The 14071-nt window shown below is 59.4% G+C and carries 16 protein-coding genes; 5 read left to right on the top strand and 11 right to left on the bottom strand.

Annotated elements, in window-relative coordinates:
* Window positions 1–31: 31 nt before the first annotated feature.
* From hutH to QQ992_RS14700, 4 genes are all read right to left on the bottom strand, one after another.
* Window positions 32–1555 (bottom strand): histidine ammonia-lyase, encoded by a 1524-nt coding sequence (gene hutH / locus QQ992_RS14715; RefSeq protein WP_286110059.1) that lies wholly within the window; start codon window positions 1553–1555, stop codon window positions 32–34.
* A 12-nt stretch (window positions 1556–1567) separates the two neighbouring features.
* Window positions 1568–2401 carry a quaternary amine ABC transporter ATP-binding protein gene (locus QQ992_RS14710; protein WP_286110058.1) on the bottom strand — a complete coding sequence of 278 codons (834 nt, stop codon included), beginning with the start codon at window positions 2399–2401 and terminating at the stop codon, window positions 1568–1570.
* Window positions 2398–3249 (bottom strand): ABC transporter permease, encoded by an 852-nt coding sequence (locus QQ992_RS14705; RefSeq protein WP_286110057.1) that lies wholly within the window; start codon window positions 3247–3249, stop codon window positions 2398–2400. Before QQ992_RS14705 ends, QQ992_RS14710 begins: the two co-directional genes overlap by 4 nt.
* 73 nt (window positions 3250–3322) lie before the next feature.
* A complete protein-coding gene (locus QQ992_RS14700) occupies window positions 3323–4291 on the bottom strand; it encodes an ABC transporter substrate-binding protein (protein WP_286110056.1) in 969 nt (322 codons plus the stop codon).
* Between the two features lie 197 nt (window positions 4292–4488).
* Here QQ992_RS14700 and QQ992_RS14695 point away from each other — a divergent pair, with 197 nt between their 5' ends.
* Window positions 4489–5403: a LysR family transcriptional regulator gene (locus QQ992_RS14695; protein WP_286110055.1), complete on the top strand. Its 915-nt coding sequence runs from the start codon at window positions 4489–4491 to the stop codon at window positions 5401–5403.
* A gap of 36 nt (window positions 5404–5439) precedes the next feature.
* Here QQ992_RS14695 and QQ992_RS14690 read toward each other — a convergent pair whose 3' ends face one another.
* From QQ992_RS14690 to QQ992_RS14680, 3 genes are all read right to left on the bottom strand, one after another.
* The gene (locus tag QQ992_RS14690) at window positions 5440–5904 is read right to left on the bottom strand and encodes a type II toxin-antitoxin system YhaV family toxin (protein WP_286110054.1); all 465 of its coding nucleotides are present in this window, start codon (window positions 5902–5904) and stop codon (window positions 5440–5442) included.
* On the bottom strand, window positions 5901–6218 hold the full coding sequence (locus QQ992_RS14685) for a type II toxin-antitoxin system PrlF family antitoxin (RefSeq protein ID WP_286110053.1): 318 nt from the start codon (window positions 6216–6218) through the stop codon (window positions 5901–5903). Before QQ992_RS14685 ends, QQ992_RS14690 begins: the two co-directional genes overlap by 4 nt.
* A 139-nt stretch (window positions 6219–6357) precedes the next feature.
* A complete protein-coding gene (locus QQ992_RS14680; protein WP_286110052.1) occupies window positions 6358–7458 on the bottom strand; it encodes an SDR family oxidoreductase in 1101 nt (366 codons plus the stop codon).
* Between the two features lie 73 nt (window positions 7459–7531).
* Here QQ992_RS14680 and QQ992_RS14675 point away from each other — a divergent pair, with 73 nt between their 5' ends.
* A complete protein-coding gene (locus QQ992_RS14675) occupies window positions 7532–7918 on the top strand; it encodes a MerR family transcriptional regulator (protein WP_286110051.1) in 387 nt (128 codons plus the stop codon).
* Between the two features lie 76 nt (window positions 7919–7994).
* On the opposite strand, the gene QQ992_RS14670 is transcribed toward QQ992_RS14675, so the two are convergent.
* The 3 genes from QQ992_RS14670 to QQ992_RS14660 all read right to left on the bottom strand — a co-directional run bounded on the left by QQ992_RS14670 (window position 7995) and on the right by QQ992_RS14660 (window position 9845).
* Window positions 7995–8513 (bottom strand): AraC family transcriptional regulator ligand-binding domain-containing protein, encoded by a 519-nt coding sequence (locus tag QQ992_RS14670; protein WP_286110050.1) that lies wholly within the window; start codon window positions 8511–8513, stop codon window positions 7995–7997.
* A gap of 78 nt (window positions 8514–8591) precedes the next feature.
* Window positions 8592–9374: an SDR family NAD(P)-dependent oxidoreductase gene (locus tag QQ992_RS14665; RefSeq protein ID WP_286110049.1), complete on the bottom strand. Its 783-nt coding sequence runs from the start codon at window positions 9372–9374 to the stop codon at window positions 8592–8594.
* A 336-nt stretch (window positions 9375–9710) separates the two neighbouring features.
* The gene (locus QQ992_RS14660) at window positions 9711–9845 is read right to left on the bottom strand and encodes a hypothetical protein (RefSeq protein ID WP_286110048.1); all 135 of its coding nucleotides are present in this window, start codon (window positions 9843–9845) and stop codon (window positions 9711–9713) included.
* 135 nt (window positions 9846–9980) lie between these two features.
* Between QQ992_RS14660 and QQ992_RS14655 the strand changes: the two genes are divergently transcribed.
* From QQ992_RS14655 to QQ992_RS14645, 3 genes are all read left to right on the top strand, one after another.
* Window positions 9981–11120 carry an MFS transporter gene (locus QQ992_RS14655; RefSeq protein ID WP_286113948.1) on the top strand — a complete coding sequence of 380 codons (1140 nt, stop codon included), beginning with the start codon at window positions 9981–9983 and terminating at the stop codon, window positions 11118–11120.
* Between the two features lie 34 nt (window positions 11121–11154).
* Window positions 11155–11808, top strand: coding sequence for an alpha/beta hydrolase (locus QQ992_RS14650; RefSeq protein ID WP_286110047.1), 654 nt, complete (start codon window positions 11155–11157; stop codon window positions 11806–11808).
* 117 nt (window positions 11809–11925) lie between these two features.
* A complete protein-coding gene (locus QQ992_RS14645) occupies window positions 11926–13293 on the top strand; it encodes an MFS family transporter (RefSeq protein ID WP_286110046.1) in 1368 nt (455 codons plus the stop codon).
* Between the two features lie 87 nt (window positions 13294–13380).
* Here the strand turns inward: QQ992_RS14645 and QQ992_RS14640 are convergent, their stop codons facing one another.
* Window positions 13381–13944 carry a TetR/AcrR family transcriptional regulator gene (locus QQ992_RS14640; protein WP_286110045.1) on the bottom strand — a complete coding sequence of 188 codons (564 nt, stop codon included), beginning with the start codon at window positions 13942–13944 and terminating at the stop codon, window positions 13381–13383.
* Between the last annotated feature and the right edge of the window lie 127 nt (window positions 13945–14071).

Here is a 14071-nt window from a genome sequence, read left to right as displayed (position 1 = left end):
AATCCATCGGCACGGCGCCGTTCAGCACGCGTCATAGCAGCCAAGGGAAGGCAGCGCCTGGCAGGCCGGGATCCTTCAGGATCGATGCACTGCTGGCGATGTCCGGCGCCAGCCAACGGTCCTGGGCATAGGCCGGCACCCGTTCGCGCAACAACCGCCAGGCTACCTGGGTACCTGCGCCAAAGCGCTGCTCCTTGAGGAACTCGAATGCCTGGGCCGCCAACAGGTATTCGATGGCAAGGATCTGCGTACAGTTCTCCAGGGCGCGGTGCAGCTTCAACCCGGCGTTGGTGCCCATGCTCAGGTGATCCTCCTGCAGGCCAGAGGTGACGTAGTTGTCGACGACTGCCGGTAGTGCGAGCTGACGGTTTTCTGCACACAGTGAAGCCGCCACGTACTGAACAATCATCATGCCCGAGTTCACACCCGGCTGGCTGACCAGGAAAGCCGGCAAGCCGCTGACCAACGGGTTGATCAGGCGATCGAGTCGGCGCTCGGCAATCGCCCCGATTTCGGCCACCGCGATGGCCAGCAAGTCGGCCGCCATGGCCACCGACTGACCGTGGGGATTCGCCTGGGACACCACCCGATACGACTCGGGTGTACCGAGCAACATCGGGTTGTCGGTCGTTGAGTTGAGTTCGGTTTCGATCTGCCGCGCAGCGTGATCCAGCTGATCGCGCGCGGCGCCATGAACCTGCGGAATCGAGCGAATGCTCAAGGCGTCCTGGGTGCGAATGCCATGGCTATTGGCAATTATTTCGCTGCCGTCGAGCAGGCGACGCAAGTTAGTGCCTACGCGCTGCATGCCGGGGTGCGGTTTCATCGCGATGATTTCGGGGTCGAAGGCATCGAGTTGGCCCCGCAGGGCCTCGAAGCTCATGGCGCCGATAACGTCCGCCCATTGGCTCAGGCGCGTGGCGTCGTCCAGAGACAGGCAGCTCAGGCCCGTCATGCAAGGGGTACCGTTGACCAGGCACAGGCCATCCTTGGCGCCCAGTTTGATCGGCGCCAGGCCGACCTCGGCCAAGGCTTGCCGGGCCGGCACGATCTGGCCGCGATAACTGACCTGGCCGACGCCCAGCAAGCTGATGCTGATGTGTGCCATGTGGGTCAGATACCCCACAGACCCCTGTTTCGGAACCTGCGGGGTGATGTGCTGGTTAAGCAAGGTCAGCAGCGCCTCGACCACCTTGCGCTGAAGGCCGGAACGGCCCTGGCTGAAATTGATGATCGCCGCGCACATGATCGCGCGGGTTTGTTCGTCTGACAGCGCTGTGCCCACGCCACAGGCATGGCTGAGCAAAGTGTTGTGCGACAGCTGGCTGAGTTGTTCGTCCTGCAACGAGACATTGCACAAGGCGCCAAGCCCGGTGTTGACGCCATAGGCGCGTTCACCGCTGGACACGATGCGCCGGACAATTGCCTGGGCGTTCTCGATCCGCGCCCAGGCCGATGGGGCCAGTTCAAGCTTCGCCCCGTGTCGGGCCACTGCCACCACGTCCTGCCACCGAACTGGCGCGTCGGCGATGATGATTTTTTCGGCATGTGACATACACGCGGTTCCTTAGAGCGAAGCTACACGGCGCTGCACGAAACGGTCTACGTATTCGTCCGCAGGCTGGTAGAGGATTTCTTTCGGCGTGCCGACCTGGATCAGGCGACCGTCCTTGAGAATGGCAATCCGGTTGCCGATACGCACCGCTTCGTCCAGGTCGTGCGTGATGAAGACGATGGTCTTGTGCAGGGTCTTTTGCAGTTCCAGCAACTGGTCTTGCATCTCGGCGCGAATGAGCGGGTCGAGGGCACTGAAGGCTTCGTCCATCAGGATGATGTCGGTGTCGGCGGCCAACGCACGGGCCAGGCCGACGCGCTGACGCATGCCGCCTGATAACTGGTGTGGGTACGATTTTTCGTAACCCTTCAGGCCCACGGTGTTGATCCAGTGCAGGGCACGCTCGGTGCATAACGACTTGCTCTCGCCACGGACTTTCAGCCCGTAAGCGACGTTGTCCAGCACAGTGCGGTGCGGCAACAGGCCGAAGCTCTGGAACACCATGCTGATCTTGTGCCGGCGGAAGTCGCGCAGGGCTTGCAGGTCGTATTGCAGAATGTCTTCGCCATCGACCAGGATCTCACCGCTGGTCGGGTCGATCAGGCGGTTGAAGTGACGCACCAGGGTCGACTTGCCCGAGCCCGACAGCCCCATGATCACGAAGATTTCACCGCTGCCGATGGACAACGACAGATCGTTGACCCCGACCACGCAGCCGGTTTCGGCCAGGACCTGTTCTTTGGTTTTTTTCTGGCGGATCAGTTTCAGGGCATCTTCGGCGCGGGCACCGAATATCTTGAAGACGTTTTTGACTTCGATCTTGTTCATCGCTTGCTTGGCGCTCATTTGCCCACCCCATGCCGTGGTCGGCCATAGGCCTGGGTAATGCGGTCGATCACAACCGCCAGAATCACAATGGCCAGGCCCGCTTCAAGGCCGCGGCCCACGTTCAGGGTCTGGATGCCGACCAGGACGTCTTCACCCAACCCACGGGCACCGATCATCGATGCGATGACCACCATCGACAGGGCCATCATGGTGGTCTGGTTGATACCGGCCATGATGCTCGGCAACGCCAGTGGCAGCTGCACGCCGAACAGTTGTTGCATGCGATTGGCACCGAATGCGTTGATCGCCTCCATGACCTCACCATCCACCTGGCGAATGCCCAGGTCGGTAAGGCGAATCAGCGGCGGGGCGGCGTAGATGACGGTGGCAAAGATCGCCGGCACCTTGCCCAGGCCGAACAGCATCAGCACCGGAATCAGGTACACAAAGCTGGGCATGGTTTGCATGATGTCGAGCAGCGGCATCAACACCGCCCGCAGGCGATCGTTGCGCGCCGACAGGATACCCAGCGGAATGCCGACCAGGACCGATATCAGCGTTGCCACCAGCATCAGCGCCAGGGTCTGCATCAGCTTGTCCCAGAGCCCGACCGCACCGACCAGAAAGAGCAAGCCGACGATCACGGCAGTGGGCACGACCTTGCGGGTGGCGTGCCAGGCAACACCCGCGACGATGGCCAGCATCAGCCACCAGGGGGTTGCGCGCAGCAGGCCTTCGAGGTTGACGATGGCCCACAGCAGGATGTCGGAGATGTGCCGGAACACCTCACCGTAGTTGGTTACAAGCGCGTCGACCCAGCCATTGACCCAGTCGGCAATGGAAAACGTGAAGTTTTTGGGAAACATGGAATTCTCTCGAGCAAGTGTATGAAGCGGACTGTCGTGTCTTATCCGGCAGGCGCCGGAGGAGGCCACACGCTCAGAGTGCCGCGTCTACCTTTTTGGCTGCGTCTTCGCTGACCCAGCTGTGCCAGACTTCGGGGTGCTCCTTGAGGAACAACCTGGCCAGTTCCGGCGACTCGATACGTTCCTTGGTCATGCGCCCCAGGTTCTGGTTGAGCAGATCGACCGGCAGGTTGACCTTTTCCAGCACCGCCACCAGTTCCGGTGCCTGCTCGTGGAAGGCCTTCGATACACCCACCTTGATGGTCAGGGATTTATCCACGCCCGGCTTTTCGTCCAGCTTGACCAGATCTAGCTGGCCCATCAGCGGCGTCGGCGACCAGTAGTAGAACAGGATGGGCTCGCCACGCTTGTAGCTCGACAGTACGGCAGCATCCAGTGCCGGGCCGGTGCCAGGGCGGAAATTGGTATAGGTGCTTTCCAGGCCATAGCGCTTGAGCATCGCGCTGTTATCCAGCTCGCAGGTCCAGCCGGCCGGGCAATTGTAGAAGCGCCCCTTGTCCGGTTCTTCCGGGTCCTTGAATACCTGGGCGTATTGCCCCAGGTCGGCGATGGTCTTGAGGTTCGGTGCCTTGGCTTCGAGTTTGCGCTGGGCATCGCCCTCAATCACATAACGCGGCACATACCAGCCTTCGACCGCACCAACGACCGGCGCGCCGACGCCAACCACCTTGCCGGCAGCCGCAGCCTTGTTCCACACCTCGCTGCGCCCCACCCACTCTTCGGCAAATACCTGAATATCGTTGCTGCTCAGTGCGTTTTCCATGGAAATGGAGTTACCCGGCAGGCTATCGGTATCGCAGCCATAACCATGCTTCAGCACGAACTGCATCACGTCAGTGAGCAGCATCCCGCTTTCCCAGTTCAAACCGGCGAATTTCACCGGTTTGCCAGACTCGCACCAGCCGGCCGCCTGGCTGGCGTCAGCCGCCGCCAGCAGCCCGAACGATAGTGTCGTGGTCAACAGAGCCTTTGTAATTTTCATTGTGACGCTCCCAAACAAGAATGGAGTGCGGCAGTTGAGGGCATCCGGCCCCAAGAGGGTCGCCAAACGGGCTGATAAGCCTTGTAATCGGCGTCGGCGTGGCACTTCTGATCGGTGGCCACTGCGCAGGAGAAATATTTCACAACCTCAAAAAAGGATAAAATAATATGTGCTGATGTATCACAACGGAAAAAGCTATGAAGTTCACACTGCGTCAGCTTCGCTATGCGCTAGCAGCGGCCAAGCACGGTAACCTGACGACCGCCGCCATGGAGCTTCATGTTTCACAGCCCTCCATCTCGGCGGCCATCAGCGAACTGGAAGAGGTGTTGGGCCAATCCATTTTCGTACGCCAACGTGGCCTGGGCATATCGCTGACCCCATTCGGTCGTACCGTCATGGTCCAGGCCCGTCGCGTTCTGGCAGAGGCCCGGACCTTTGCCGAGATCAATGCCAATGCAGGGGAGTGCGTCGGCGAACTGGTGGTCGGATGTTTTGAAGACCTGGCGCCCTATTGCCTGCCACAAATTGTGCGGCGGATGCAGGAGTCTTGCCCAAGGGTCACTGTCGATATGCGCGAAGGCAGCTTCGACTATGTTGGCAAGCGGCTGGGTGAAGGGGCGATAGAGTTGGCAATCACCTACGATCTGGGTTTGCCGCCGAATACGCAATGCACCCAGTTGTGTGAACTGACTGCTCAGGTACTGCTGTCGGCCGATCACCCGTTGGCCAAGGAGTCGCGTGTCAGTCTCAAGGCGCTATCCGAACACACGCTGGTCGTTACCGATCAGGTCCACAGTTGGCAGCATGTGTTGGACCTGTTCAGCTTTTACGATCTTTCACCCGCCGTTGTGCACCGTGTGCGCACGTTCGAGTTGCAGCGTAGCCTCGTCGCCAATGGGTTTGGCGTGGCGCTGATTTATACCCGGCCGTTTGGTGACCGTAGTTATGATGGTCAAGCGCTGGTCTGCAGGCCGACCTTGGAGAAACTGCCAACGCATAGCATTGTACTGGCGCATGATCAGCGCTATCCGCTGACGCCTTCGGCCGAGGCGTTCAAGGAGCTGGCGGTGGCATGGTTTGCGGAACGACCGTCGTTTGCTTCCGAGTGAACAGCGGGTGGGGTGAAGTTGAATAAAGGGCGCAGCTTATACCTTGGACTCGCCCCAGTCGCTACGCGTCGCTGCAATCAGCGCATCCCAATCATCAGGAGGGTTGCCCCGGCCCAGCATCTTCTCGAACACGGCGTAGGGGTCGGATTTGCTGCCTGCGGAGCGCAAGGTATTTTCGTCGTTGACCCATGCATAGACGATGACCCTGGATCTGGAGTCGTAGCGAAAGAACAGGCGAAAGCGTCTGCCGATTTTCGCTCGCCGCCAATGGCGGTAGGCGGTTCCCAGCGTATTGCCTTGGCGGAACTCGTCACGGGCCGGGTCGGCTGGCACAGCCTCCATTATCAGATGGCTCAAGGCCCGGAACAGTTTGACGTTGGCGTTGCTTTCAAATCCCTGCGGGTCGTTCAGCTCGGCCCGGGCGGCGGCTTCCTGCAGTTTACGTAGCTGTAAGGTCACACCTTCATGGAACAACAGTGTCCAGCCATGGCGCTGCGTCAAAGCGCGACCTCACCGTCAATGTCTTCGTCCAGGTTCACAGGGGGGTGTGCGTTGGCGAGCATGGCTTGTGCCAGGTCGTCCGGTAGTGTGGTGATGTTGCGTCCGCTGCGGATATCAGCTTCCAGCAAATTCAGGAATGCGCCGATGGCAGGGTCTCGGTGATCGGCCTCCACCCGGCTGACCACGACTTCGTTCCCACGGACGTCGAACGCGACTTTGGTACCGGTACTCAGGCCCAGCAGTTGACGGACGGCTTTGGGTAGGGTGACCTGACCCTTGGAGGTGAGGGTGGCGATTTCGTGGATGGCAGGCATGAGTGTTCTCCTGGGCGTGCGGGAGAAATTGTAAGGAATAATCCTTACATGGTCAATTCCAGGGACACCCTCAGTTCGTGCCGGCATCAGCAGGTAGAGGCTGTTCGACAGCATTACGCGCTCTGTCAGAACCCGTGTGTTATCTTCCGGCAGGATTTGCAGAAGTGTGAACATGACGAGTGGGCAAGTAACCCTGGACGTAACGCACGGTCTTTTCCAACGTTCGCGCCATATCGGGATGTGCCAGTTGATACTTGTGTTCCAGTTGCTGGCTGTCACTCATGTCGAAGCGCTGCGTCTGGACGAAGTTCAGTGACTCGGCGCTGATCGATAATCGGGTGGCCAGTCCGGGAATCGCCAATAGCCACTTCAGCAATCCTATAGGTAAGTGGCGGCGGGGAGCCCTTATATTCAGCGTTTGTGCCAATTGCTCGAGCATACCCTGCAGGTTCGGCGTGTGCTCATACAGCGCCAGCACCTGCCGGTTGGCCATTGACGGGTCGAACGCCACGCAGGTCATCATCTTTACCAGGTAATCGACGCTGACCAATGGCAACCAGTGCCTGGCGGAACCAGGGATAGCCTTGAACCGGCCCAGTGCCAGATTTCGAATGAGATCTACCAGAGGTTGTCCTTCAGGGATATGCCCGCTCTCGCTGTGACCACACACCGTAGCAGGATGAACGATCGCGTAATCTGCGCCTACCTCCTGCATGTAACGGATGACGGCGAAATGGGACTCCAGCTTGCTGCCTTCGTAGCCACCCACACGGCCGTAGACTGCAGGCCAATTGGTGTTTTCAGGGTGCTCGTTATCAACCCCGATACTTGCAAGATGGGTAAGGTTCTGCAGCATATAACCGCCCACCATCAGCAAGCGCATGCGCTGGCTCGCCGCGAGCCTGGCGACGCTCAGCGCCCCTTGTACATTGACTGCGCGGGCCTGCTCCATTGTCAGGCCCCAGGTAAACTGTGCTGCGAGGTGGAAGACCACAGCGGCTGAAGCTACGCATTGCCTGTCTGCTTCGCTGAGTCCAAGCCCATCCCTGCTGATATCTCCCCCAACTGCATGGATATACGCAGGGTTACCTCCCAGTTGCCCGACTTGCGCTTTGAGGCGTCCGATATTTTCAGGGTTGCGCATGAGCACCCAGGTCTTGTGCCCTGCCGCAGTAAGACGGGCCAGCAGATGTTGACCCACAAACCCACTGCCGCCTGTGACGAAGCATTCCACGCTCATACCTGAATCCTTGTTTGAATGATCGGCGCAGGCTAAGGTGTAGAGGGTACTCTACAGTCAAGGGGTTTTTACTGTGAATGTTGGAGAGTTGGAGCGCCGGAGTGGAGTCGGCCGCCATACATTGCGCTATTACGAGCAACTCGGGCTTATCGTGGCCCATCGCCAAGCCAACAACTACCGCAGCTACAGCGACCAGACCGTTGTTGATCTGGCCTTTATTCAAAGTGCCCAGAGCGGCGGTTTTTCACTTGCCGAGATCGGCGACATCCTTGCGGCCAAGCGGGGTAATACGATCGATTGTGCGCAAGGCGCGATGTTGGTAGCCAGCAAGATGGTCGACATTCAAGCGAAGATCACCACGCTGCAAGCCGCCTATGCCCTTCTGGGCGCGGAGCGCGCAAAGCTTGAAGCCAGTGCCGTTGCCAACGGGCTGACCATTGCTCACCTTCCTGCGATTTAGCATACCGCAACGCTGCAGCTGGTTTATTCGCAATTATTTCTCATTTACGCTTGTGTCTTGTTTCGGAGTCTACCTCTTATCCAGGATGTTCGGGCAGCGCTACCAGCTCTGCCTCCAGCGGGGTGATCGTTTGCCTTGTGGCGAGGCGCGCCAAGTGGGTAAGGAAGACCAGTTCCATCGCAAGCAGGCTGCGCGGGAGCGGACGGTCGTATCCATAGCACTCGATAAATACCTCGGTGTACGCGTCGTGGAAGACCACATCCAGCGCCAAGGGACCACACAGACGCTTGTATTCGGCAAGCCGGGTGAGCGCTACGTTGAAGTCGGGGCTGCACAGGCAAGCAAAAAGAGCTGGATCGAAGGCTTCTACTGAAATGGCGCCACCGAGTCGGAGTGGTAGATGCGACTCTCCGACCAACTGCTCAAGGCTCTCGAAAAGCCGAAAATACTCAGGTGGCGAGAGCACGGCGTCCTTGCGGCTGAATAGATCAGCGGGTAGTTCGGCCAAGGCCAGCAGGTCCCCAGTCGCTACGCCCAAATCAGCAATGATCACTTTCCACCCAGCATGCACGGCGAAATTCTTGGCTTGTTTCATTATCGAGGCATCTCTTCGCAGCCCATTACCGTAGCTCGCACGTCAACAAGGGGAACGGGTAGGGCTTCTGTGGCCTTCTCAGGATGTCTTTTCCATTGCCTTGCGGGACATCCTGAGCACCAGTTTGCGAGGCAACAGCGGAACAATCCAGTCGAGCATGACGCGCAACTTGCATTCATTGAACGTAACCAGTTCACCGCGTTCCATGGCCTGGTAACCGCTTTGCGCCACGGATTGTGCCGTCTTGGCATTTTTCCAGACATCCACCCCCTGCAAATCCCCAGCAGCGACGAAACCTGTTGCGACCGCTCCCGGGCACAGTGCAGTGGCGGTTACACCGTATTCCCTGACTTCCTCGGCGATAGCCAGGGTAAAGGATGTCACGAATGCCTTGGTGGCGTAGTAAACCGCCTGAAGGGGGCCTGGTATGAACGAGGCGGTTGACGAGACGTTGAGAATACGCCCGCGTCGACGCGAGACCATTGCCTTCAGATAATGATGGGTCAGAGCGGTAAGCGCGCCCATGTTCACTTGCATCATGGCGAGATCGGCAGCGATATTGCGTTCGACAAATTTCCCGTGGCCACCGAACCCGGCGTTGTTGATCAGAACGTCAATGGACAATCCCAATGTTTCGGTGGCAGCGAATACCCGATCTGCTGCGCCAGGATCGGCCAAGTCTTCCACGATTACATACACTTTTACGCCGTATCGAGTCTGAAGTTCCTGCTTGATGGACTCCAGCTTGTCACGCGAGCGCGCTACCAGGACGACATCGCCACGCTTGGCTGCATGGAGGCGTGCCAGTTCCAGTCCGATGCCACCCGAGGCGCCAGTAATCAATGCGGTTTCAGTAACCATGTTGTCTCCTTGCTTGGTGCAATACGTTTGGGCAAGGAGATGCTACGGTGCGAGTTCGAGTATGGCACTAGCACAAAATGCCATGGCTAATTCCGATTGCGCCAAGCTGCGGTTCACGCGACGCGAGCCAATGTATCTAAGGGCTTCAAGATCCTTTGTGGAACTTGATTAGAGACTATCGGGGTCGCCAAAAAACATTTGGACAGGGCTCTAGAGCGGTAATTCAGGTTCGAAAAATGATAAATGTACCCCCAAAAATACCCGCGATACCCCCTGAAGGATACGCGATCGAGAAGGGCGATTTCTGACAGCTGTCGAGGTGGGGCACATTGGACTTCAGTGTAGCTCCATGGCTGAGTCGCAATATAGCAGGCCAAAATCGTTGAAACCCATGGCGGGCAGCTTCCTGCGGACCATGCGGTAGTCGTCGCCATCGGCCACTTGCGCTTCGTTCGATTCACGAGTGGCCATAGCTGATATGCCACTTAATGAATACCAGCTCAATCGAGCTGCTTCTATTATGGCGGACGTTATTCAACATCTGAAGGTTGTAGTGTGAACAGTGCTGTGCGTCTTCCCGGGGTTCTGGGCATTTTCTGCCTGGGTATGCTGCAGATCCTGGTCTGGGGTGGTTCGTTCTTTCTGCTGGCGGTGATGGCCGCGCCGATCACACAGGAGATGGGCTGGGACAGCCATTGGGTGTATGGCGCGCTGTCGCTTGGCTTGATGGTCTCGGCGCTGCTGGCACCGCTTTCCAGCCGGCTGGTGGCGCGCCATGGCGGGCGCATGCAGCTTGCTGGCAGCGGCGTGGTAGTGGGTATCGGCCTGTTGGTCGTTGCAAACTGCCAGAGCCTGCCGGTGTTCATGCTTGCCTGGATAATCATCGGTACGGGCATGGCGATGGGGCTGTACGAGGCCTTGTTTGCTACCCTGGGGGCGCTCTATGCCGAGCGGGCAGGCAGGGCAATCACCGGCATCACGCTGATCTCAGGCTTCGCTACCACGGTAACCTGGCCGCTGCTGGCCTTGGCCATCGAACAGTTCGGCTGGCGTGCGGCGGGCACGGGTTACGGCATCTTGTTGATTGTTGCGGTGGCGCCGTTGTACCTGTGGGTGCTGCCAGCCGGGCAACACAAACAAGCGTCAAAAAGCGCCCCCACCTCGATCACGACAATCGTGGATCGGCGCTTGTACCTTCTGCTGACCAGCATCTTCGCGCTCGGCGCGATCATCATGACCGCCATTTCCGTGCAGCTTGTGGCAGTGCTGCAAGGGCTGGGTCATTCGTTGGCTACTGCAATCGGGCTCAGCGCATTGCTGGGGCCGAGCCAGGTCGCCTCGCGCGTTTTGCAGATCCTCGCCAGCAAACGCCACCCGATCTGGACTGCGCTGGTGTCTTCGCTGCTGGTCGCGGTGGGCGTGACATTGGTGGCGCTGGCGCCCGGAGCGACCGCATTGGGCCTGCTGCTGTATGGCAGTGGCAACGGTCTGCGGGCCATCGTCAGGGGCTTGTTGCCGCTCGCATTGATGCCGCCGGCGCAGTATGTTGCGCTGATGGGCAAGATGTCGCGCCCCTCACTGATCGGTCAGGCACTGACGCCATTGGTGGGTGGGTATCTGTTCCAGCACTTTGGTGCCATGGGCGTGCTCGCCGCGCTTTGCGCACTGGCGCTGGCCAATGTCGTGCTGGTAGTGCTCGTACTTCGTTCGCTGCCACGTAACGCGGATGCGCAGCAGGGGGCGTGACGGCCACGGTTTTTTGCTTTCAGGATGCAATGATATGTCGAGCATAGAGCGGGAAGAAGTACTGATCGATGGGCCGGTCGGGCGCATCCAGTTGTTGGTGGATCATCCCGAGGGTCAGGCCAAAGGCATCGTACTGGTCAGTCACCCACAACCGTTGTTGGGTGGAAGCCCGCGTCATGTGGTGCCGCTGACCCTGGCTCGGCAACTCTGCGCCAACGGTTGGCGGGTGGTTCGACCGAGCTTTCGTGGCGTCGGGCTGACCGACGGCGCGCACGACGCCGGCCTCGGCGAGACTGAAGACAGCCTTGCCGTCATTGAGTATCTCGGCAAGCAGTATCCGCAGTCGCCCATTTCCATCGTCGGTTTCTCTTTTGGCGCGTACGTATTCGCCCGGGTTGCCTGCTCGCTCTCCGGGCAATTGCAAGCCGTTGCCTTGCTTGGCCTGCCGGTCGGCGATGTGCCAGGTGGGCGGCATTATCCGGCGTTGCCTGTGCCAACCGATTGCCTGCTGGCCCATGGTGAACTCGATGAAATGGCACCCTTGGCAAATCTGCTGCAATGGGCGGCGCCCGAGCATCGGAGTATCTCTGTCTATGCGGGCATCAATCACTTCTTCAAGGGCTGCCTGAATAGCGTGGCTGACCAGGTGATCGCTCACTTGGAGCAGAAGCGACTCCCCAATCTGTGATACAGCGGGCCATGCTCGGCAGGCATATCTGATAGGCCGCCTTCAGGTCTTCTCCCCAAACGGCGCTGTGCAAAGCTGTACCCGAGTCGGTAAAACAAGAACAACAAGGGTACTTCCATGAACGCAGAGCAAAGCACGGCGCGCCCGTTGACGCGCAAAGAACGCACCACCGCAATCGTCGGCGTCTGTTCCGGCAACCTGGTGGAGTGGTATGACTTCTTCATTTACGCCTACACCTCGATCTACTTCGCGTCCCTGTTCTTCCCCGCCGGGGACCAGACCAGTCAACTGCTCGCCACGGCCGGGATCTTTGCCGTGGGCTTTTTCATGCGGCCACTGGGTGGCTGGATCTTCGGCTACATCGCTGACACCCGCGGTCGCAAGATTTCGATGATCATCTCGGTTTTCATGATGTGCGGTGGCTCATTGATGATCGCCGTCATGCCCACCTATGCGTCGATCGGCGTGGCTGCGCCTGTCCTGCTGGTGTTGGCGCGGCTGATGCAAGGCCTGTCGGTCGGGGCCGAATATGGCACTGGCGCTACGTACATCAGCGAAGTGTCCAGTGCCGGGCGCCGCTCGTTCTTCGGTTCCTTCCAGTACATGACGATCATCGCTGGCCAATTACTTGCGCTGTTAACGGTGGCAGTATTGCAGCTGCTGCTGAGCGATCAGGAGCTGAAAGCATGGGGGTGGCGTGTGCCGTTCCTGATCGGTGCGCTGGCTTCCATCGTCGTGGTGTACTTGCGCCGGACCATGCGTGAGACCGCGAATGAACAGGACATGAAGCGCAAGGAGTCCGGCTCGATCAAGGCCCTGATGCAGCACAAGCGAGCCGTGTTACTGACCTTCACCATCACGATTGGCTGCTCTCTGTACTTCTATACGTTCACGGCGTACATGCAGAAGTTCCTGGTGGTCAGCGTCGGCCTCGCCGCGCCGACTGTGAGCATCATCATGGCGGCGGCGCTTGTGATCTTCATGTTTTGCCAGCCGGTATTCGGGCTCCTCGCCGACAGGATCGGGGTGCGCCGCAACATGATCATCTTCGGCGTGCTTTCCACCTTCCTGGTGATCCCGCTACTCACAGCGATCAAGCATGTTCACGATCCACTGAGTGCTTTCGCGCTCGTGCTCTGTGGTTTGCTCATCGCCGCGTTCTACACCCCGGTTACCGGTGTGCTGAAAGCTGATCTGTACCCTCCAACGGTACGTGCCCTGGGGGTAGGGCTGCCGTATGCGCTGGGTAATGCGATGTTTGGCGGCACGGCCGAGTATGTTGCGCTCAGCTTCCGCTCGATGGGCAGGGAAGAGGTGTTTTACGTTTACGTGGCGGCGATCGGTGCGATTACCTTGATCTCGGCCTGGTTGATGCCAGACATGGGCAAGCATGGCTACCTGGACGGTGACGGCAAGGTCGAGGAAAACATCGGCCTGCGCAAGCGCATTGCACGCAAGCGGTTTTCGGGTCAAGTCAGCAGTTGACCTTGGGGCGGTGGCCATGGACGGCGGTGCACCAGCGGGTTGCTCAGGTGCACCGTCGCAATCGGCATAGCGCGTTGATTGACGTGGTTACTCTGCACATCCAGCGCCGGGACGTCTGGCACCCACTAACACCGATGACTGGCATGGCCCGACCAGAAAGCGGGTCATACGCATCACCCATCGATCGATCGCCGCTTCTGCCATGGGCGCTTCCCGGCGGCGCAGGTTGTCGGCTGAGTCGAGCAAGGCAAGAACCGCTTCGCATACCCCGGTAGTGTCATCCGCCCCGTGCTGTTCGAGGGCGATGTACTGTTGAAGCGGATCACATAACCGTTGTTGTGCGGCCTGCACCCAGCCACGTTGCTTTCCGGTGAGATGCCGCACTTCGTGACGTAACAGCAGGTGCTCGCCAGGGTGGCTGCGTTGACGGTCCAGCATGAACCGCAGGTAGCCCTGCAGGTTGCGTGGGTACGTGCTGCAGCGCCAGGCCTCCAGGCGCTGCGCCAGGGCGAACAGCAGCACGTCCAGAAGCAGGTCCTGTTTGCTGGCGACATGATGATAGAGGCTGCCAGGCTGCAGGCCGGCGCGTGCCGCCAGTTGGCGCATGCTCATGGCGGCGTAGCCAATTTCGGCCATCAATTCGCTTGCCACCTGAAGCAAGCCGTCACGGCAAGAGTGTGCGTGCTGAGGCATGGCGATGGACATCTCGGGGTTGTCGAGGAGCCCCTGGTGTCGGGGGGCCGGTCCGTCAGAACGTGGGCGGCCCGGCACCAGGGGC

Source organism: Pseudomonas kurunegalensis, from assembly GCF_030291635.1.
GTDB lineage: Bacteria > Pseudomonadota > Gammaproteobacteria > Pseudomonadales > Pseudomonadaceae > Aquipseudomonas > Aquipseudomonas monteilii.
This window is presented reverse-complemented; position numbering and strand designations above follow the sequence as displayed.